At 66.1% G+C, this 17,938-nt stretch carries 17 protein-coding genes and 1 pseudogene; 6 read left to right on the forward strand and 12 right to left on the reverse strand.

Going from position 1 to position 17,938, the window contains the following annotated elements:
- Positions 1 to 178: 178 nt before the first annotated feature.
- The 5 genes from ftsL to CCONF_RS07940 all read right to left on the reverse strand — a co-directional run bounded on the left by ftsL (position 179) and on the right by CCONF_RS07940 (position 4,168).
- A complete protein-coding gene (gene ftsL, locus CCONF_RS07920) occupies positions 179 to 1,021 on the reverse strand; it encodes a cell division protein FtsL (RefSeq protein WP_290222457.1) in 843 nt (280 codons plus the stop codon).
- Entirely contained in the window at positions 1,018 to 2,061 is a 1,044-nt protein-coding gene (gene rsmH / locus CCONF_RS07925; RefSeq protein WP_290222459.1) for a 16S rRNA (cytosine(1402)-N(4))-methyltransferase RsmH, read from the reverse strand. Before rsmH ends, ftsL begins: the two co-directional genes overlap by 4 nt.
- 173 nt (positions 2,062 to 2,234) lie before the next feature.
- On the reverse strand, positions 2,235 to 2,669 hold the full coding sequence (gene mraZ / locus CCONF_RS07930; RefSeq protein WP_290222463.1) for a division/cell wall cluster transcriptional repressor MraZ: 435 nt from the start codon (positions 2,667 to 2,669) through the stop codon (positions 2,235 to 2,237).
- Between the two features lie 476 nt (positions 2,670 to 3,145).
- Complete coding sequence (locus CCONF_RS07935; RefSeq protein ID WP_290222465.1) at positions 3,146 to 3,553, reverse strand: DUF3040 domain-containing protein; 408 nt, start codon at positions 3,551 to 3,553, stop codon at positions 3,146 to 3,148.
- Between the two features lie 171 nt (positions 3,554 to 3,724).
- Positions 3,725 to 4,168 (reverse strand): SAV_6107 family HEPN domain-containing protein, encoded by a 444-nt coding sequence (locus CCONF_RS07940; RefSeq protein WP_290222467.1) that lies wholly within the window; start codon positions 4,166 to 4,168, stop codon positions 3,725 to 3,727.
- Positions 4,169 to 4,401: 233 nt separating this feature from the next.
- Here CCONF_RS07940 and CCONF_RS07945 point away from each other — a divergent pair, with 233 nt between their 5' ends.
- From CCONF_RS07945 to CCONF_RS07960, 4 genes are all read left to right on the forward strand, one after another.
- Complete coding sequence (locus CCONF_RS07945; RefSeq protein WP_290222469.1) at positions 4,402 to 4,995, forward strand: GNAT family N-acetyltransferase; 594 nt, start codon at positions 4,402 to 4,404, stop codon at positions 4,993 to 4,995.
- An 11-nt stretch (positions 4,996 to 5,006) separates the two neighbouring features.
- On the forward strand, positions 5,007 to 6,098 hold the full coding sequence (locus CCONF_RS07950) for a polyprenyl synthetase family protein (RefSeq protein WP_290222473.1): 1,092 nt from the start codon (positions 5,007 to 5,009) through the stop codon (positions 6,096 to 6,098).
- Between the two features lie 9 nt (positions 6,099 to 6,107).
- Positions 6,108 to 7,598, forward strand: a complete 1,491-nt coding sequence (locus tag CCONF_RS07955; RefSeq protein ID WP_290222475.1) for an alpha-(1->6)-mannopyranosyltransferase A — start codon at positions 6,108 to 6,110, stop codon at positions 7,596 to 7,598.
- Positions 7,599 to 8,015: 417 nt separating this feature from the next.
- Positions 8,016 to 8,750, forward strand: a complete 735-nt coding sequence (locus CCONF_RS07960; protein WP_290222477.1) for an HNH endonuclease signature motif containing protein — start codon at positions 8,016 to 8,018, stop codon at positions 8,748 to 8,750.
- Between the two features lie 185 nt (positions 8,751 to 8,935).
- Here CCONF_RS07960 and CCONF_RS07965 read toward each other — a convergent pair whose 3' ends face one another.
- Positions 8,936 to 9,295 carry an Rv2175c family DNA-binding protein gene (locus CCONF_RS07965; RefSeq protein WP_290226356.1) on the reverse strand — a complete coding sequence of 120 codons (360 nt, stop codon included), beginning with the start codon at positions 9,293 to 9,295 and terminating at the stop codon, positions 8,936 to 8,938.
- A 66-nt stretch (positions 9,296 to 9,361) separates the two neighbouring features.
- Between CCONF_RS07965 and CCONF_RS07970 the strand changes: the two genes are divergently transcribed.
- Positions 9,362 to 10,708 (forward strand): protein kinase domain-containing protein, encoded by a 1,347-nt coding sequence (locus CCONF_RS07970; protein ID WP_290222478.1) that lies wholly within the window; start codon positions 9,362 to 9,364, stop codon positions 10,706 to 10,708.
- On the opposite strand, the gene CCONF_RS07975 is transcribed toward CCONF_RS07970, so the two are convergent.
- Together CCONF_RS07975 and CCONF_RS07980 are read right to left on the reverse strand one after the other, a co-directional pair.
- Positions 10,705 to 12,108 carry a class II 3-deoxy-7-phosphoheptulonate synthase gene (locus CCONF_RS07975; RefSeq protein WP_290222480.1) on the reverse strand — a complete coding sequence of 468 codons (1,404 nt, stop codon included), beginning with the start codon at positions 12,106 to 12,108 and terminating at the stop codon, positions 10,705 to 10,707. The two genes, CCONF_RS07970 and CCONF_RS07975, sit on opposite strands and share 4 nt — an antisense overlap.
- 43 nt (positions 12,109 to 12,151) lie before the next feature.
- Entirely contained in the window at positions 12,152 to 12,661 is a 510-nt protein-coding gene (locus tag CCONF_RS07980) for a polyadenylate-specific 3'-exoribonuclease AS (protein WP_290222482.1), read from the reverse strand.
- 57 nt (positions 12,662 to 12,718) lie between these two features.
- On the opposite strand from CCONF_RS07980, the gene CCONF_RS07985 reads away from it, so the two are divergent.
- Positions 12,719 to 13,957: a glycosyltransferase 87 family protein gene (locus CCONF_RS07985; protein ID WP_290222484.1), complete on the forward strand. Its 1,239-nt coding sequence runs from the start codon at positions 12,719 to 12,721 to the stop codon at positions 13,955 to 13,957.
- Positions 13,958 to 13,983: 26 nt separating this feature from the next.
- On the opposite strand, the pseudogene CCONF_RS07990 reads toward CCONF_RS07985, so the two are convergent.
- The 4 genes and pseudogenes from CCONF_RS07990 to CCONF_RS08005 all read right to left on the reverse strand — a co-directional run.
- A pseudogene (locus CCONF_RS07990) lies at positions 13,984 to 14,931 on the reverse strand (hypothetical protein); the annotation flags it as partial.
- Positions 14,932 to 15,005: 74 nt separating this feature from the next.
- Positions 15,006 to 15,761 (reverse strand): lysophospholipid acyltransferase family protein, encoded by a 756-nt coding sequence (locus tag CCONF_RS07995; RefSeq protein ID WP_290222486.1) that lies wholly within the window; start codon positions 15,759 to 15,761, stop codon positions 15,006 to 15,008.
- Between the two features lie 3 nt (positions 15,762 to 15,764).
- Positions 15,765 to 16,748 carry an ROK family protein gene (locus tag CCONF_RS08000; protein WP_290222488.1) on the reverse strand — a complete coding sequence of 328 codons (984 nt, stop codon included), beginning with the start codon at positions 16,746 to 16,748 and terminating at the stop codon, positions 15,765 to 15,767.
- Between the two features lie 26 nt (positions 16,749 to 16,774).
- Positions 16,775 to 17,908 (reverse strand): glycosyltransferase family 4 protein, encoded by a 1,134-nt coding sequence (locus tag CCONF_RS08005; RefSeq protein ID WP_290222489.1) that lies wholly within the window; start codon positions 17,906 to 17,908, stop codon positions 16,775 to 16,777.
- Between the last annotated feature and the right edge of the window lie 30 nt (positions 17,909 to 17,938).

Consider the following 17,938-nt stretch of genomic DNA (forward strand, 5'->3'; position numbering starts at 1 on the left):
GGCGGTAGCGTAGCTGCGGCCGCCAGCGCGCGGCTGGCGTGCCGATTGCCCCACCCGCGCGCCGGTATCGCGATACCGCCGGTGCGGGCGCGATCCCGGATTCCGTGACGTCACGGTGGTAAGTCACCTGCCTTATTCATTTCCTTTGGGGCAACCACCCGGCTGCTCAAAGCAACTGCTAATTCCCAGCTCCAGAATACGGGGCGCGGACCGGCAGATCCGGTAACTCGTCCGCGCGTGGTGCATTCGATTCCGCGTTCTGCCCGCGGTCCTCGCCCTGGCGCTGGGAATCAGCCTGGAGCGACCGATGCCCGTCCGGCGTCGCGTTGAGACTATCGGACATGCCTTCCGTTTCGTCCGGGTTGCTGGAGGCGCGGCCCGGGCGGATCGCCGTACCGTTGACGTCGATGATGGCTTCCTGCTCATCCGTCGCCGCGCGCTTTTCTTCCACCTTGCCGTCCTCGGCGACCTCGACGACGCCCGGGTTGGTGGGCACGCCCATGTTCGCGTCCGCGGCACGGCGGGCCACGTCCGCGGTAGAGCGGACGTTTTCTAGGTCGCGGTTCAGCGTCTCAATCTGATTGCTCAGCTGCGATTCCTGCGCGGAGAGCTGCTGGATCTTGAAGGTCTGGGAGGTCGATAGGCCGGACAGCCACATCGCCAGGCACACCCCGCCGATGAGCAGCACGATGGCCACCGCCGACAGGCGGGCGAACAGCGAGTTCTTCTTGATGGGCGTCAGGCGGCGGCCGCGCTGGGAGACCACCTGCTGCGAGCCTAAGCGCTGGTAGCGCGGCCCGTGCGGGCTGGTGGTGCCGTGGGTGCTGCGCCGCGGGCGCACCTCCCGGCGTTCCGGGGTGCGCGTGCGGGCGGTGCGCTGGGTGCCGCGGCGGCTATCCCGCTCGAGCAGCGCGGTGGCCGCTCCGGTGTCTTCTCCGGTGGTGAAATCTCGGCTAGCTCCCATGGAGCGGTGTCCCTTCGTCGAGTATGGGCGGGTGGTGCGTCGCGTGGCCTGGGTCATGGTGTGCCTCCCGGGGAAAGCAGCTGCGGGGTGCCGGATATTCGCTCCAGCGCCCGCACCCGCACCGAGGCGGCGCGCGGGTTCTCCGCGATCTCCGCCTGCGAGGCCTTCTCCGCCCCGCGGGTTGCCACCCGGTAGTCCGGTTCGGTCCCCGGCAGGTCCATCGGCAGCCCTTCCGGAGTCGACGACGTCGACTGCTCCTTGAAGTACTGCTTGACCAGGCGGTCCTCCAGGGACTGGTAGCTCATAAAGACCGCGCGGCCGCCGACCCGCAGCGCCGCGGTGATAACCGGCAGGACTTGCTCAATGGCCTCGAGCTCTCGGTTGACCTCCACGCGCAGTGCCTGGAAGGTGCGCTTGGCCGGGTGACCGCCCGTGCGCCGGGTCGCCGCCGGGATGGTGGCGTAGAGCAGGTCGACGAGCCGCGCCGAGTCACGGAAGGGTTCCTTCTCGCGCTCGCGCACGACGGCGCTGGCAATCTTTCCGGCGAAACGCTCGTCCCCGTAGGTCTTGAGGATGCGCACCAGGTTGCCGTGGTCATACGTGTTGAGCACGTCCGCGGCGGTTATCCCCTGGCTAGGATCCATCCGCATATCCAGCGGCGCGTTCTGGCTGTAGGCGAAGCCGCGCTCGACCTGGTCCAGCTGCATGGAAGAAACCCCCAGGTCGAACAACGCGCCCGCGATGCCGCACTCCTGCGCCTTGTCCAAAACCGCGTGCGGGGTGGTCGGCCGGGCGATCTCGTCGCCCACCTCGTCGAAGCGCGCCTGCACGCCCACAAAACGGTCGCCGAACCGGGCCAGGCGCTCGCGGGCCGCAGCCAACGATGCCTCATCCCTGTCCACGCCGATTACCGACACCTCCGGGAAAGTCTCCAGGAAGTACTCCGTGTGGCCGCCCGCGCCCAGCGTGCCATCCACCAGGACGGCCTCGGCCGGGGTCTCGGCTTCAGCCTTGGCCACGGCGGGCGCCAAAAGCTCAGCCATACGTTCACGCATCACGGGCACGTGGCCGTGATTGTTCTGTTCAGTCGAGCCCATGGTGCCCCCTTTCCGTAAACGAAGTTGCTTGGAGTTGGCCGCGGTGGTTGTCGGGAAAAATTAAGTGCGTATAGGGCCCTGCCCGAAATGGGTTCTGATGTCGGGGAAGTACACCAGCTCCTCCACTTCGGACAGAGTCCGTACACGCACTCTGTTGAGTTGTGAACTGCCTTCTACAGCAGGCCGGACAGGACATCGTCCGCGTCCGCTGCCGAGTAGGCGTCTTCAGTTTGCTCTTGGTACTCAGCCCACGCGGCTGCGTCCCAAATCTCGAGAAAATCCACCGACCCGACAACCACGCACTCTTTGGAAAGGTTGGCGTATTCGCGGTGTCCAGCGGACAACGTAATACGGCCATGCCCATCCGGGCGTTGCTCATCGGCGCTCGCTGCCAAGTTACGGATGAATGCGCGGGCGGCTGGGTTCGTCCGGGACACGGCCGCTGCTTTTCGAGCTCGTTCCGCAAACTCCTCGCGCGGGTAAACCGCTAGTGAGTGGTCCTGCCCCTTGGTCACCATCAGTCCGCCAGCTAGCTCATCCCGAAACTTAGCCGGAAGCGTTAGGCGTCCTTTGTCATCAAGCTTCGGAGTGTAGGTTCCGAGAAACATCCCGGCGTCCACCTTCCTTGGCTCGATAACTCCGACATTTCTCCACGGTCTCAAAGTTCCACTTCTCCACCGCTGCGCCCCACTTTACCCCACTTTCTCCCACTTTCAACACCCACCGCACCCGACCTATCGCCCACTAGCGCTATTTACCCTGGTCAGAGGCTATAAAAATAGTGGGGAGAAATCCCCAGCCGCGGCGTTTTTTAGACCTCATACGCCACTTAGACACCTCTTTTAGCGCAGGATTCTTTAGCACCACTGGGAACGCGGGGCCAAGTTGGGGCCCGCTAGCTGGCCCAATGCTCCGCCTCCCACCCCGTTCGCCTAGCCACCGCTAGGCTCCCCTCCCCTCGCCGGGCGCCGTGGGGACAAACGTGGGGGAAAGTGGGGAATTGTGTGGAGGCACAGAAAAAGCCCCCGAGATCTCTCCCAGAGGCTGAAAAGCTAGGCCGCTTCGACCAGTTCTTTAGTTACCTTTAGTTGCCCTCGAAACGACGACGGAAGTTCTCTTCCAGCTTGTTGCCCATCGAGCCAACACCGGAGCGCGACACCCCCGCGCCGCCCCGGCCGGAGCCCGACTTCTTCTTGCCCGACTTCGAGCCGGTGGCCCCGCCACCGTGGAGCATCCAGATGCCCGCGCCGAACATGACGAGGAAGCCCAGGATCGACAGGACCACGAACCACAGGCTGTTCTGCGCCAGGGCCACGCCACCCACCAGCATGACCAGCCCGACGACCACGAGCGCCACGCCACGCAGGGTCACAGCCCCGCTCGGGGAACCGGCTGAGGCCTGGGCTACAGAGGCACCAAACTTGGGGTCCTCAGCCAACAGCTGCTGCTCGAGCTCCCGTAGCGCGCGCTGTTCCTGCTCCGAAAGAGACACTGTACCTCCAATAAACCTCAGGGACCGCTGCCTTAAACCGGCCCTTCACGACGGCCTTTCACTGTGTTCAACGCGAACGCCAAACAATTAGTTCCCGCCGGCTCAATTCCTCCCCCATCCTAACGTAAAGACAACGCCCGACTTAAGCTCCAGCAGCCCTAAGGGGTAGCCCTAGGCGGCGAAATCGGATTCCACCGCGGCCGCGTGGGTGGCCGCCATGAAGCGCGCGGACAAGCCCATCAGCTCGAACACGGTCTCCGCGTCCACCGTGTCCTCCAGCCCGAGGGACACCCGAGAGCGCAGCTTCGAATACCGGCCAAACTCCTGCGCCCACTCCTTGCCCTCTGCACTCACGAGCGCCAGCTGGTCCCAGGCGCTCGACGGCTTGCGCTTGCGGCGCGCCACCACCGAGACCGCGATCCGCGCGCCGGCCGTACGCAGCCCCGCCTGGTAAGCGACCTCGAGGGCCTCCTCCAGACGCCCGTCGGCCGCGTATTCCCGCGCCTGCTCGATCAGCATCCGCGCTTGGCGCAGGAAATGCTGTTGCTTCGCCACGCCGCTGGCCCGCGACGTGCGCTTAGTTGCCTGTGCAGTTGCCGAGATTACGTGTGCCATGTCCGTTCACCTTCCCTCCGAAGCTGCCGCTTGCGGGAGCGCCGTTGTTTTTCTCTTGCCGTTAACTCTAGGAACACCTCCGACTCACACCCCTTAATGTAGCTCAGGTGTTCGAATTACACAACCCCTCAAGCAGGATTAAGGCTTTCTTTTCGAACACGCTGCGGCCATTTTGAACACCTTTAATGAGGCTAATTGCCCCGCCGCGGGGCCAAACATGTTTCGATAGATTCGTGAACATCTCCATCCGTCGCCTCAGCCCGCAAGAGTTTTCCCTGCTCGCGCCCCAACTCGTCGAGATCTACATCGAGGCGATGGACTACGACGACTCCATCCGCGTCAGCCGCACCCACGCCTGGCGCCGAGAGATTTCCCACCCGGGCTTTAGCGCGGTGGTCGCCACCACCGAAAGCGGCATCGTCGGCTTGGCCTACGGCTTTCTCGGCTCGCCGGATACCTGGTGGGACCGACAGCTGCGCCGAGGCTTCTACGAAAAGGGCGGCCCTACCGAGCAGCAATGGGCGCTGCTGCGCAGCTACTTCGAGCTCGCCGAGGTGCACGTGCGCCCCGGCATGCAAAACCACGGCATCGGGCGCCGGTTGATCACGGAGCTGCTCTGGAACGTGGCCGCCGACTACGTCGCACTCTCGACGCCGGAGGTGCCCCAGGAGGGAAACTCCGCCTTCGGCCTCTACCGCTCGCTGGGCTTTCGGGACGCGTTGCGCCATCACCGCTACCCCGGCGACTCCCGCCCGTTTGCGCTTCTCTACGCCCCACTACCGCTGCCGGCGGTTGCGCAACCCGGGACCAACACCCAGGACCGGTAAGATACCTAGGCGTGACCGCAGACAATATTCCCCAGATAGAACAGATCCCCGACGCCGCCCGAGCTGCCCTCGCGGACTTCTTGGCCGAACGCCGGCCGGCAGTGAGCTCCGTCGGCGAGCCGGTGACCCGCTCCATCGCCTACCTCGAGGATTTCGTCCTTGGCGGCGGCAAGCGCATCCGCCCACTCTACGCCTGGGCCGGTTTCATCGGCGCCGGCGGGCTGGACGGCGACGAGGATCCGCAGGCCGTCCTCCGCGCCGCCTCTTCCCTGGAGTTCATCCAGGCCTGCGCGCTCATCCACGATGACATCATCGACGCCTCCAGCACCCGTCGCGGCAAGCCGACGGTGCACCGCGCGGTGGCGGGGAGGCATCGCCAAGCGCAGTGGCACGGAGATGCCGACTTCTTCGGCGAGTCCGTCGCCATCCTCGTCGGCGACATGGCCCTGGCCTGGGCCGAGGACATGCTGCAGGACTCCGGCCTCAGCGCCGCCGCCTTGGCCCGCACCCGCGAGCCGTGGCGCGCCATGCGCACCGAGGTCATCGGCGGCCAGCTGCTCGACATCACCCTGGAGGCCACCGGCTCCGAGTCGGTCGAGCTCGCCGATGCCGTCAACCGCTACAAGACCGCCGCCTACACCATCGAGCGCCCCCTCCACCTGGGCGCCGCCATTGCCGGCGCCTCGCCCACGCTTATCGATGCCTTCCGCGGTTACGGCCGCGACATCGGCGTCGCGTTCCAGCTGCGCGACGATCAGCTGGGTGTTTTCGGCGACCCTTCCGTCACCGGCAAGCCGGCCGGTGACGACCTGCGCGAGGGCAAACGCACCGTCCTGCTGGCCACGGCCCTGGAGCGCGCCGATCAGGCCGATCCCGCCGCGGCCGCCACGCTGCGCCGCCTAGTCGGCACCACCGACGACCCGGCCGATATCGCCACGATGTCGCAGATCATCCAGGACTCCGGCGCGGTCGAGGCCATCGAAGAGCGCATCGACGCCCTGACCGAATCCGGCCTGGAGCACCTGCACGCCGCCGGCGTAGACGAGAAGGTCACCTCCGCCCTGCACGACCTGGCCATCCGCGCCACCGCCCGACAGAAGTAGCGCCCCGCCATGGCCACGACCCCACTGACTATCCGCCTACCCCGCCCGCTGAGCCTCGGACTCGCCGGGACCATCCTGCTCGCCCTCGCGTCCTTTTCCGGCGGCGCCACCCGCAACCGCGGCGGGCTGCTGGAGGCGCTCAACCTGAGCTTCCTCGCCTACGGTCACGGCCGAAACCTCGGCATGGCGGTGTTTTGGATCGGCATCTTCTGCCTCGTCGGCGCGTGGATTCTCCTCGGCCGCGAAACCGTAGCGCCCGCCCGCGAGGGGGCGCTGGGCACCGTACGCCGGACGCTGACCTGGTGGCTCGTGCCTCTGATCATCGCCGCGCCACTGGCCTCGCGCGACGTCTATTCCTACCTCATGCAAGGCGCCATGGTCCGCGACGGCTTCGCTCCCTATTCCGAAGGCCCGGTGGTCAACCCCGGCCCCTTCCTGCTCGAGGTCTCCCAGGACTGGCGCAACACCACCGCCCCGTACGGTCCGCTGCACCTGTGGATTGGCGACGGGGTGACTTCCCTGGTCGGCGATAACGTCGCCGTGGGGATCTTCGTCTACAAGTTGATTTCCTTGGCCGGCTTCGCCGCGATTGCCTGGTCGGTGCCGCGGATCGCCCGGGAGCTCGGCGGCTCGCCCACGATGGCGCTCTGGCTCGGCGTGGCCAACCCCGTCATGCTGCTCCACCTCGTGTCCGGCATGCACAACGAATCCGTCATGGTCGGCCTGGTCTCCGTGGGCCTGCTGCTGGCTCTGCGCCGCAAGTTCCTGGCCGGGCTGGCGCTCATCGCCGCCGCCGTGGCCCTGAAGGCGACCGCCTTCATCGCAATGCCCTTCGTCGTCTGGATCATGGTCCACCACTTCGCCCCGCGCGCAACCTCCAGCGTGGCGAAGCGCTTCGGCGTCTTCGTGGCGGCCGGCACCGTGATGGTTCTCGAGACCGTCGCAGTCGTGGCCGTCATTACCTGGGCGTCCGGGGCCTCCTGGGGCTGGCTGTCAGAGATTACCGGCAACGCCAAGGTCATCAACCCGCTGGCCGGCCCGACGCTGGTCACCGACGTCGTCGCGCCGCTGGTGCAGATCTTCAACCCGGATATTTCCTACAACAGCGTGCTGAGCATCATGCGCACGCTGTCGATGGTCCTCATGCTGCTGGGACTAATCCTGGTGTGGTGGATTTCCCGTAACAGCATCCGCGATGCCGTCCTGGGCACCGCCGGCGCCTACCAGGTCGCGTTCATCCTCAACTCCGTGACGCTGCCGTGGTACTACGCCTCCGTCATCTCGCTCGTGGGCGTGGCGCGCCCGCCGATGTGGGTCATCAAGCTCGCCACCGGCGCCTCCGTCTTCGTGGCTGTGTCGTTTTCCAGCGACGGCAACCACCAGCTCTACAACTGGTGGTGGGTCATCGGCTCCATCATCGTGTCCTGGTTGGCCGCCGAATGGGTCTTCCCCGCCCGTCCGCGGCGGGAATTGTCCACAGATTCCCGCGCCGCGATGTGACGGATTCAACTCCCGCGACGCCGAAATCGGGGTTATCCACAGGCAGGTGCGGTGACGCGTCATCAAAAATGGCGTTTTTGGGCGAGTTATCCACAGATTCGGTTTTCTGCCCTTGTGGGGGTTGACGGGTGCTTCTAGCGTGTGGGTCATGACAGCAACGACAGCCATGGACACATTGAAAGCAGCACACTCCATCTTCGCGGACGGGATCCAGTATTTGGACCTGTGCCGCCAGCTGAACCTGCCCGCCTTGAAGGCTGTCATGTCGGACATGGCCGCGGCCGCGCACTACCGTGCCTGCCAAACCTTCTTCGGGCACACCACGTATACGCGCAAGCAAGCCCCGCGAGGAAAGCGGCCGCCGCCCAGGGACACCACCTGGATACGTTGCTGGTCCTGGATAGTGCTTTCCGCCGGGTGCGTAATAAGGGCGAGGCTTGGGCCATGCTCATCGAACTGTGCAACACCCCCGGCACCACCACACAGCTGAGACGCCTAGCCAACCAGAAAGTCCTGGAACTTAACCGCCCGGCACCACCAGCCGAAGGCGTGCGCGTGACCCGCCGCAAAGACGGACCGAGTACTTTTTCTGTCACCGGGGATCCGGAACTGGTGGAACACCTCTGGGCCTCAATTAAAACCATCCCGGATGTCGAGGCTTTGTTTTGCGGCGGGCTGAACAAGCAGCCGAAGGCCACCCACGTGGTCATCTCCCTTCCTGACTGGGTGAGAATCCTTGCCGGTGATGGGGATGAGATCACCCTGCAGCTGACCAACGGAACAACCATGACCGGGGCCGACTACGTCCGCCAATGTTTGTTGGACGCGGGCCTGGCCACGCTGGTGGACCCTAGGCGCGGCCCGGTCAACCAGTACCGCTACCAGCGCCACGCCTCACCGAAGCAGAAGGACATGGCCAAGGCGGAGACCACCACCTGTGCCTGGCCGAACTGTAGGAAACCAGCCGACGAGTGCCAAGTCCACCACATCCACCCCTGGGCCGACGGTGGTGAAACCAACCAAGAGAACCTGACCTTGTTGTGCGAGTTCCACAATTCATGGAACGACGACGACCCCGCCTACCCCAGGCACGGCAGGATAAACCGCCGCGATGGCAGGGTGACGTGGGACCCGCCCTGGAGCAGCGGCTGACGGCTGACGGCTGACGGCTGACACGGGGGCGGCGGGCATAAAACCCGCCGCGGGGCTGGCATAAAACCAACCGAGCTGTAAGGAAAGACCAGCCAATCCCACGACTGCCGGGCCACAAGCAAAGCCCAGCCAAAAGACGCGAAAAGGCGCCACGGACCACGTCCGTAGCGCCTACTCGGCGTGCCTTAGAAGGCCGAAGCCTGCGCGCGGCGGATTACCTCGCGCGCGAGGTGCCCGTGCAGGCCGTCGATGGGCCGCCCCGGCAGGGACTCGTCCTCGGTGAAGAGGTGGCGAAGGATCTCGTCCTCGCTGTAACCGCCATCGGACAGCACGGTGATAGCGCCCGAAACGAACTTGCTAATGGCGTCCTTGTCGTTGAAGAAGGCCGCGGGGACCAGCTTCTTATCGCCGCTACGCCAGGCGATGATCTTTTTCGCATTCAGCAGGTCGTGCACGCGCGTCACCGCGATGCCGAGCTTGTCGGCAACCTGCGGCAGGGTCAGCATCGGTTCGTCGCGGAGCAGGGTTTCCAGAGATTCATCCATACTAGTCACGGCACTCTACTGTAGCCGGTGTGCACATTCTCTGGGCTTTCGGCCATACTGGAATTTATGAGTCGGTTAGAAATTGGTGACGTGCTGGAGAACCGGTACCGGGTGGACCGCCCCATCGCCCGCGGTGGGATGTCCACGGTCTACCGCTGCGTGGACCTGCGCTTGGGCCGTGCCGTCGCCGCCAAGGTCATGCACGCGGAGTTCGTGGACGACCCCGTCTTTACCCGCCGCTTCGAGCGCGAGGCCAAGGCGATGGCCCAGCTCGCCCACCCGAACCTGGTCGGCGTGTACGACTTCTCCGCAGACGGCGACCCCATGTTCCTCATCATGGAGCTCATCACCGGCGGCACGCTACGCGAGCTGCTCGCCGAGCGCGGCCCCCTGCCGCCCTACGCGGCCGCCGGCATCATGCGCGCGGTGCTCGCCGGCCTGAACGCCGTCCACAACAAGGGCCTCATCCACCGCGACATCAAACCGGACAACGTCCTCATCAACTCGGATCACCGCGTGATGCTCGGCGATTTCGGCCTGGTCCGCTCCACCAGCGCGCAGCAGGCGACCTCCGACAAGATCGTCGGCACGGTTTCCTACCTGGCCCCCGAGCAGGTCGACGGCTCCCCCATCACGCCGGCCACGGACATCTACTCGGCCGGCATCGTCCTGTTCGAGCTCCTCACCGGCACCGTCCCCTTCCAGGGCGAGACCGCCCTGGCGCATGCCCTGGCCCGCCTTCAGGAGGATGTGGTGGCGCCGAGCGAGCGCATCGCTGGCATTCCCCCGCTTTTCGATGCCCTCGTCGCCTCCGCCACCGCCCGCGATCCGCAGGGCCGCTTCGCGGACGCGGGCGAATTCCTCGCTGCGCTTGACGATGTCTCCCAGGAGCTGGGCCTGCAAACCTACACCGTGCCCGTCCCCCAGGATTCCGCCGCCGCCCGCACCGCGGCCCAGCCCACGGACATGTCCGGCACGGCGGTCTTCGCCGCCACCGGGGTCTTCGAAAAATCCGAGCCGCCCGAGGACCTCGACGTCTCGGACGCGGAGGCGGAAACGCGCATCGTAGGCAACCCCGCGGCCGAGGCGGCGACCGAGCAGTACCGCCGCGAGCCGCTCAGCTTCGAGACCCGCGTCGACCACGCCCCGCAGCCGATGCCCGCGCCCCAGCCGGAGCAGCCCATGCAACCGGCGCAACCGGCGCCGGTGCCGCAGCAGCGCCCCCAGGCCGCCCCGATGGCCCGCACGGCAGAAGAAGAACCCACTGAGCGGCTGCTGACCAACCGTTCGTGGGTTCCGTTGACGCTATTTCTTATCGTCGCTGCTGTGCTCGCCGGCGGCGTCGGGCTGGCGGCCTGGTGGTTCGGGTCCGGCTACTACGCCGGCACCCCGATTTTCTGGCGCACCTACTAGCGATGTCGCCCCTGGTTCCGCAGCATCTCCGCCACCAGGAAGGATAGCTCCAGCGACTGCTGCGTGTTCAGGCGCGGGTCCACGGCGGACTCGTAGCGGCCCGGCAGGTCGACGTCGGTGATGTCCTCGGCGCCGCCCAGGCACTCGGTAACGTCCTCGCCGGTGAACTCCAGGTGGATGCCGCCCGGGTGAGTGCCCAGCTCGCGGTGCACCTCGAAGAAGCCCTGCACCTCGTCCAGAATCTTGTCGAAGTGGCGGGTCTTGTAGCCGTTGGACGCGGTGAAGGTGTTGCCGTGCATCGGGTCGGACTGCCAGACGACCTTGTGCCCGGACTCCTCGACGGCCTTGATAACCGGCGGCAGCACGCTGCGCACCTTGTCGTGGCCCATGCGGGCGATCATGGTCAGGTGGCCCGGCTCGCGCAGCGGGTCGAGCTTCTCCGCGTATTCCACGGCCTCCTCTGGCGTAATCCCCGGCCCCAGCTTGATGCCGACCGGGTTACCGATTAGTGCCGCGAAGTTGACGTGGAAGTCCTCCAGTCCGCGGGTGCGCTCGCCGACCCACACCTGGTGGGCGGACAGATCGTAGAGCTTGGTGTGGCCGCGGTCGTCCTGGCCCAGGCGCAGCATGCCGCGCTCGTAGTCCTTGAGCAGAGCTTCATGCGAGCAGTAGATGTCGGCCGAGCGCAGGGTGTCGTCGTTGACGCCGCAGGCGCTCATGAAGTTCAGCCCGGCCTCGATCTCGTTGGCCAGGGCCTCGTAGCGGGCGCCGGCGCGGGAGTTGGAGACGAACTCGCGGTTCCACTCGTGCAGCGAGTACAGGTCCGCCGTGCCCGACGAGGTCAACGAGCGCACCAGGTTCATCGCCGCCGAAGAGTTGGCGTAGGCGCGAACCATGCGGGCCGGGTCGTGGCGGCGGGCCTCCTCGGTCGGCTCCACACCGTTGACGATGTCGCCGCGGTAATTCAGCAGCCCATTACCGTCGCGGTCCGCGGAGCGCGGCTTGGCGTACTGGCCCGCGATACGCGCGAGCTTCACCACCGGCGTCGACGCGCCGTAGGTCAGCACGACGGCCATCTGCAGGAGGGTCTTGATGTTGCCGCGGATGTGCGGCTCGGTGTTGGACTCGAAGGTCTCGGCGCAGTCGCCGCCCTGGAGCAAAAAGGCCTTGCCGGTGGCAACCGACGCGAGCTTGCGCTTCAGAGACTCGATCTCCGGCGGCACGACGATAGGCGGGACCGACTCCAAGATCTTGCGCACGTTGTCCGCCTGGGCCTGGTCCCACGACGGCTGCTGCTTGGCAGGGCGGTCTACGACGTCCCGAAACTTCTCCTCGATGCCATCCGGCAACGGGGGAAGATCGGGCAGGGCTTCATTCGGGATATCAATTGTCCAACTCACACCCCGATTTAACCACGTTCATCGGTCGGATGATAGTTACGGTTTACTTAGTAATCCGATTACCCTTGGTCAGTGGCAGCGCCTTCTGGCAGATGTTGAACTTGGCCAGGTTGTGGCGCGCGTCCACGAGGGCGTCGTGGTTGCCCGCCGGCATTGCCGGCAGCTTCGGGCGGCCGGCAAACTCCCAGTACTGCTTGAGTTCTCGCGTGTACCGCGGCAGCCGCTTGGGCAGCCCCGCCATGTCGCCCCACAACTGCGCGAGCACCACGTGGTCGTAGGCGCCCACCCACGCCCACAGTTCGGGCGGCGTTTTCGCGCTGCATAAAAATCCGTAGACTTCCTCCCGGATGGTGTGGACGGGCTTCCACACGGCATCGTGGGGCGAGGGCAATTTGTCGAGCACGTTCTCGCGCACCCAGGCGTTGGCCAGCTGCGGGTCGAACTCCGTCGACACGGCGTAGTACTCGCGCCCGTCTTCCGCGACAATACCGATGGAGACCAGCTCTATTGTCCGGCCGTCCTCGATGAATTCGGTGTCGTAGAAGTATCGCACGAGTATTGATTCTAGTCCTTGGCTAGACAGGTCCTCGCGCGGGGTAGACTACGTTGCGTGCTCGCTTCAGTCGTACGGCGCATTCCCGCCTGGATCCCGCTCATCATCTCGTTCGCGCTCAGCATCTTCTGGCTTATCGATGCGCCTTTATTCCTCAGCGAGGGCATACTGCGGCCGTACTACCACATCGATCTCGACGTCTACCGCGCCGGCGGCCAGGCCTGGCTGGCGGGCGAGCACCTCTACGCGCAGGACTACCAGGTCTCCAGCGGGATGATCCTGCCGTTTACCTACCCGCCGCTGGCGGCGGCCATCTTCTCGGCTCTCAACATCGCCAGCCTGCCGGTGGTCTCGGTGGTCTGGACGGTGGCATCGTGGGCCGGGCTGTGGGTGTGCCTGTGGCTGGTGCTGCGGCCGCTCAAAAAAGACGCGGCGGCGACGTGGGCCGCCTGGTGCATGGTGCCCGCGGCGCTGGCCGAGCCCATCACCGAGAACTTCAGCTTCGGCCAAATCAACATCCTGCTCGCCCTCATAGTGCTGGTGGACTTTCTGGTCCTGCCCCGCCGCCTGCGCGGCGTGCTTCTAGGCCTGGCGATTAGCATCAAACTGACCCCCGCGGTCTTCGTGCTGATCTACTTCGCCCGGCGGGAATGGCGCGCGCTAGCGACCACCGCGGGGGCCTCCATCGCCTGGGTCGGGGTGGGCTTTGTCTCCGCCCCAGCGAGCTCACGGGACTACTGGTTGTCGACGCTGCGGGACTCGGAGCGCATCGGGGGCCTGGCTTATTCGTCGAACCAGTCGCTACGCGGCTTCCTCGAACGCGTTGGGGCCGGCGACTGGTGGCTGGCGGGCGTCGTCGTCATCATCCTGGTCTGTGGGGCGGCGGTCTACCGCGTCCGCGCCGGCGGTATGGTGCCGATGATCCTGATTGCGGCCCAGCTGTCCCTGCTGGCCTCGCCGGTGTCCTGGTCCCACCACTACGTGTGGCTGGTGCTGCTGGCGGCCTACGTCACCGCGCTCGTACCGCGGAGCGTCTGGCTGGCCGGGCTGCTGTGGCTGGTGCTGTTCGCCCGCGGGCACTGGCTGGTTCCCAACACCCAGAACCAGGAACTGGAATGGAGCCTGTGGCAAGCCATCCCCGGCAACGACTATTTCTGGCTGTCCTGGGTGGTCGCGCTGTGCGCGCTGGTGGCGCCGCGGTATATCTGCGGCGGTTTCATCGACCAGCCCAGCACGGGCACCTTGCTCAAGGCCCACAGCGCCAGCGCCCCGACGACGGAGATGCCCAAGCAGTAAAGAATCCAGAACCAGGTGTTCTCCCACGGCCACGCGCCGTCGATCATGATCTCGACTGGGTGGTTGGCGGTCAGCAGCCCGAAGCCCAGGGTCAGTGCGATGGGGTGGCCCAGGTAGACCGGCAACGTGTGCCGCCCGATAAAGCGCAACAGGTGGGATACGCCCGGCACGTAGGACAACAGGACCGCGCCCGCGATGGCGGCCGGGAACATCAGCAGGTGCTGGCCTAAGCGCACCAGCAACCACAGCTCCGCCCCGCCGAGCCACTCGGCCCCGGGTAGGTACCAATCCACCACGATGTCCGAGTCCTTGATGCCATTCCACCAGCGGACCAGACTGTAGCCGGCCACGTAGCCGCCGGCGCTGCCAAGTACCGGCGCGATGGCCTTGAGAACCGCGTACTTGGGCGGGCGCACGCGGGCAGTGAAGGCGTGGCGTAAGGGGGCATCGATGAGCTCGGCGAAGGCGGTGATCCACTGGCGGTAGAAAGCTCCGATGACGAAGATGGGCAGGTACATCAACGCCTTGCCGACGACGTAAACCTCCTCGTGCCATCCCAAAAAGAGGATGGGAATAAGCGAGCCGGCAATGGCGGCCCAGCGCGGCAGGCGGCGAACCGCCCACAGGTAGAGGTTAAACAGTACCAGCGCGTGCAGGAACCAGCCCATGTTGTGGCCTAGCAATAGCGAGCTGGCGTAGTCGGCGAAGGTGCGCGGCTCGTTGCCGAAGACTATGGAGTAATGGACGCTGTTGGTCCACAGCTCGACGGGTACCCAGATGCAATAGGGCACGATGAAAAACCAGAGGCGGCGGCTGAACAGTTCCCACAGGCTGTAGTGAAAGATCTTTTTCGAAAAATAGCCGCTGACCAAGAAAAACAGCGGCATACGCAGCGGGTCCAGCCAGGTGTTTGCGGTAAAAATCCAGGTCAGACGGGCATCTGGGACGCTGATGGTGATATGCAGTACCACCACGCCGATGATCGAAATCCCCTTCGCGACATCGGGCCAGGCCAACCTTTGGGAGGCGGCGGGAGAAGGCAAAACTTCTAAGCCACCCCCGACTGCGGCGACGAAGGCTCCGTGCCCTCCGGGTAACCGTTCCCGGCGGCCAGGGATTCTTTGACCTCGGAGGCGTAGGCGTCTACGTAGGGCTGGTCCACCATCTCCGCCAGGCGGTGCATGATGAAGTCGGTGAAGGCGCGGGCGGCCTCGTGGGACTCGGGGTCTAGGTCGTTGTCGCGGGCCCAGGCGATGGGGTCGATGGGCTCGCCCACCACCATGCCGACACGCTTAGGCCGTGGGATCCAGGTGCCGATGGGGTTGGCGTCGCGACTGCCGATCATGCCGATCGGGATAACCGGCTCGCCGGTGGCCATGGCCACCCGGGCCATGCCGGTGCGCCCCTTGTACACGCGGCCGTCCGGCGAGCGCGTGCCCTCCGGGTAGATGCCAAACAGATCGCCGTTGCCGAGGATCCGCTTGGCAGAGATCAGCATGCCCGCGCTAGCGGACTCGGCGTTGCGCTCGATGGGCATCTGCCCCACCGAGCTGAAGAACCACTTCTGCACGCGGCCGACGAGCCCGGGCGTAGTGAAGTATTCCGATTTGGCGAGAAAGATAATCTGCCGCGGGCACAGCAGCGGAAAGTAGAAGGAATCCATCACGGCCTGGTGGGTGGACGCTAAGATGGCGGGCCCGGTGACCGGGATGTTGTCCATGCCGCGCGACCAGGGTCGGTTCCATAGCCGCAGCGCCGGGCCGAAGAAAATATTCTTAAAGGCCCAATACCATTTATTGTGCATCGTCTAACTTTCCTCGTGAACTATGTCCGCCTGGCGCAGGGCCAAATCTCCCACCCCGATCATACCTGCTGCCGATCCCAGGCTGGCGGTAAGGACCTCCGCCACGGGGCGATGCCCCGCGCCGACGATGTCGCGGGCCATGAACTCGCGCGCCGTGTCGAGGTAGAGATCAGCGTCCTTGCTGACTCCCCCGCCCAGAACAATGAGCTCCGGGTCAAGGACGTCGGCCACGATCGAGAGGCCCTGGCCAAGCCAGCTGCCCAGATCCTCCATGACGGCAATGCCCAGCGCGTCGCCCGCGCGGGCGGCGGCGGCGATCTCTTCGCCCGAGGGATTCGCGGGCAAGGTGGTGGAATAGTCCGGGCGCAGCTCGTTGGCGGTGTCGGTCAGCGCGGTACCCGAGGCGTAGCGCTCCAGGCAGCCGCGCTTGCCGCACGAGCACTGGCGCCCGCCCGGCACGACCACGAGGTGGCCGAACTCCGGGGCGGTGCCAAAGGCGCCGCGGTAGATGATCTCCTGCGTCATCAACGTCGCGCCGATCCCGGTGCCCACGGAGAAAAAGACCCAGTCGCGGGCGTGCTGCCCGGCCCCGAAGCGCCACTCGCCCCACGCCGCGGAGTTCGCGTCGTGTTCGAGGCGCACCGGCAGCCCCAGCCGGTCTTCCATCCGACGCCGCACCGGCGCGTTGCGCCACGGCAGGTGCGGCGCGAATCGCACCACCTCGCAGTCTGGGTCGATGAACCCAGCCACTGCCAGGCCCACGGCTTGGATGCGGTGGGTGTCCTGGAGTCGGCGGACGGCATCGACAAGCGCGTCTTCGAGCCCGTCGGCGGTGCTGGGGGTGGGGACGCTGACGCTATCGATGAGCTGCCCGGCGGACGTAATCACGCCGGCGCGCAGGTTGGTGCCCCCAATATCCATGCCGATAGTCAACGGCTGCGAGGACTCCGCCTCTGCAGACGAGGGGGCGGGAAAGGCTTTCGACATGCAGTCTAGGATATACCCCCTCCCCCTTAGCGGTCACATCGAAGCAGACGGCGCAGACGCGCGCCCATGACCTCCCACGTCCATTCCTGCTGCACGTACGCGCGCCCGGCCTGTCCCATCTCCTGCCGGCGCTGCGGATTCGACAACAAAGTATCGAGGGCGCGGGTCAGTTCGCCGACGCTTGACCCGCGCACAACGATGCCCGTGTCCTGCGTGACCGTCTCCGGCGCGCCGCCGGAATCGCCCGCGATGACGGGCACGCCCGCGGCTTGGGCCTCGAGGTAGACGATGCCCAGCCCCTCCACGTCGAGCCCACCTCCGCGCGTGCGGGCGGGCATGGCAAAGATGTCGGCGGCGGCCAAGGCGGCGTTGAGGTCGGCGGTATCGGCGGCCTCGGCGAAGTGCGTGTCCGGGAAGTACATGCCAGCCAGCGCCTCGAGGCTGGCGCGGTAACGGCCGCGGCCGACGATGAGCAGCTGGGCGTCGGGGTGCTGGTTCTGGAGCCGGCCGAAGGCGCGGATGAGCTGGTCCTGGCCCTTGCGCGGGACCAGGCGGGAAACACAGACGACGACGGGGCCGTCCTCGCGCAGGCCGTAGCGGCGGCGAGCGGCGGCGGTTGCCGCGGCGTCGATGGGGTGGAAATCGTCCGTGCTGACGGCCGACGGCAGGTGGACCCAGTCCAGCTGGGCGCCGAAGGCCGGGCGCAGGCGGCGCAGGGTGTAGCCAGAGATATAGGTCGCGGCCGTGGCCGAGGCGCCAATGAGGCGGAGGGCCTGGCGGGCGCCGGGGAGCATCGACCAACCGACCTCGTGCCCGTGGGTGGTCACGATGACACGGGTGGCACCGGCGGCGCGGGCGGCCTTGCCGAGCAGCCCCAGCGGGGCGGCGGCGCCGAACCAGACCGTGTCGATGCCCTCGCGGCGGATGATTTCCTGCATGGCGCGGGCCGTCGCCGGAGTGGGCAGCATGACCCGGCGGGGCCAGCGCACCACCCGGTAGGGCAGGTCGCGGTCGTAGGAGGCGGCATCGTCGGCGTTTTGGGTCGAGGCGAAGACCATGACCTGGTCCGGCGGCAGGGTGCCGAGGAAATCCCGCAGGTAGGACTGGATCCCGCCGATGGTGGGCGGGAAATCATTGGTAACAAGCAAAACGCGGGCCATAGGCACCAACTGTACCTATAGCCCGCGCGC

This window comes from Corynebacterium confusum (genome assembly GCF_030408715.1).
Lineage (GTDB): Bacteria > Actinomycetota > Actinomycetes > Mycobacteriales > Mycobacteriaceae > Corynebacterium > Corynebacterium confusum.

Excerpts from the sequence above, each read along its gene's own strand:
- ftsL (WP_290222457.1), bottom strand. The coding sequence starts at position 1,021 with ATGACCCAGGCCACGCGACGCACCACCCGCCCATACTCGACGAAGGGA.
- rsmH (WP_290222459.1), bottom strand. The coding sequence starts at position 2,061 with ATGGGCTCGACTGAACAGAACAATCACGGCCACGTGCCCGTGATGCGT.
- mraZ (WP_290222463.1), bottom strand. The coding sequence starts at position 2,669 with ATGTTTCTCGGAACCTACACTCCGAAGCTTGATGACAAAGGACGCCTA.
- CCONF_RS07940 (WP_290222467.1), bottom strand. The coding sequence starts at position 4,168 with ATGGCACACGTAATCTCGGCAACTGCACAGGCAACTAAGCGCACGTCG.
- CCONF_RS07955 (WP_290222475.1), top strand. The coding sequence starts at position 6,108 with ATGGCCACGACCCCACTGACTATCCGCCTACCCCGCCCGCTGAGCCTC.
- CCONF_RS07965 (WP_290226356.1), bottom strand. The coding sequence starts at position 9,295 with ATGGATGAATCTCTGGAAACCCTGCTCCGCGACGAACCGATGCTGACC.
- CCONF_RS07970 (WP_290222478.1), top strand. The coding sequence starts at position 9,362 with ATGAGTCGGTTAGAAATTGGTGACGTGCTGGAGAACCGGTACCGGGTG.
- CCONF_RS07995 (WP_290222486.1), bottom strand. The coding sequence starts at position 15,761 with ATGCACAATAAATGGTATTGGGCCTTTAAGAATATTTTCTTCGGCCCG.
- CCONF_RS08000 (WP_290222488.1), bottom strand. The coding sequence starts at position 16,748 with ATGTCGAAAGCCTTTCCCGCCCCCTCGTCTGCAGAGGCGGAGTCCTCG.
- CCONF_RS08005 (WP_290222489.1), bottom strand. The coding sequence starts at position 17,908 with ATGGCCCGCGTTTTGCTTGTTACCAATGATTTCCCGCCCACCATCGGC.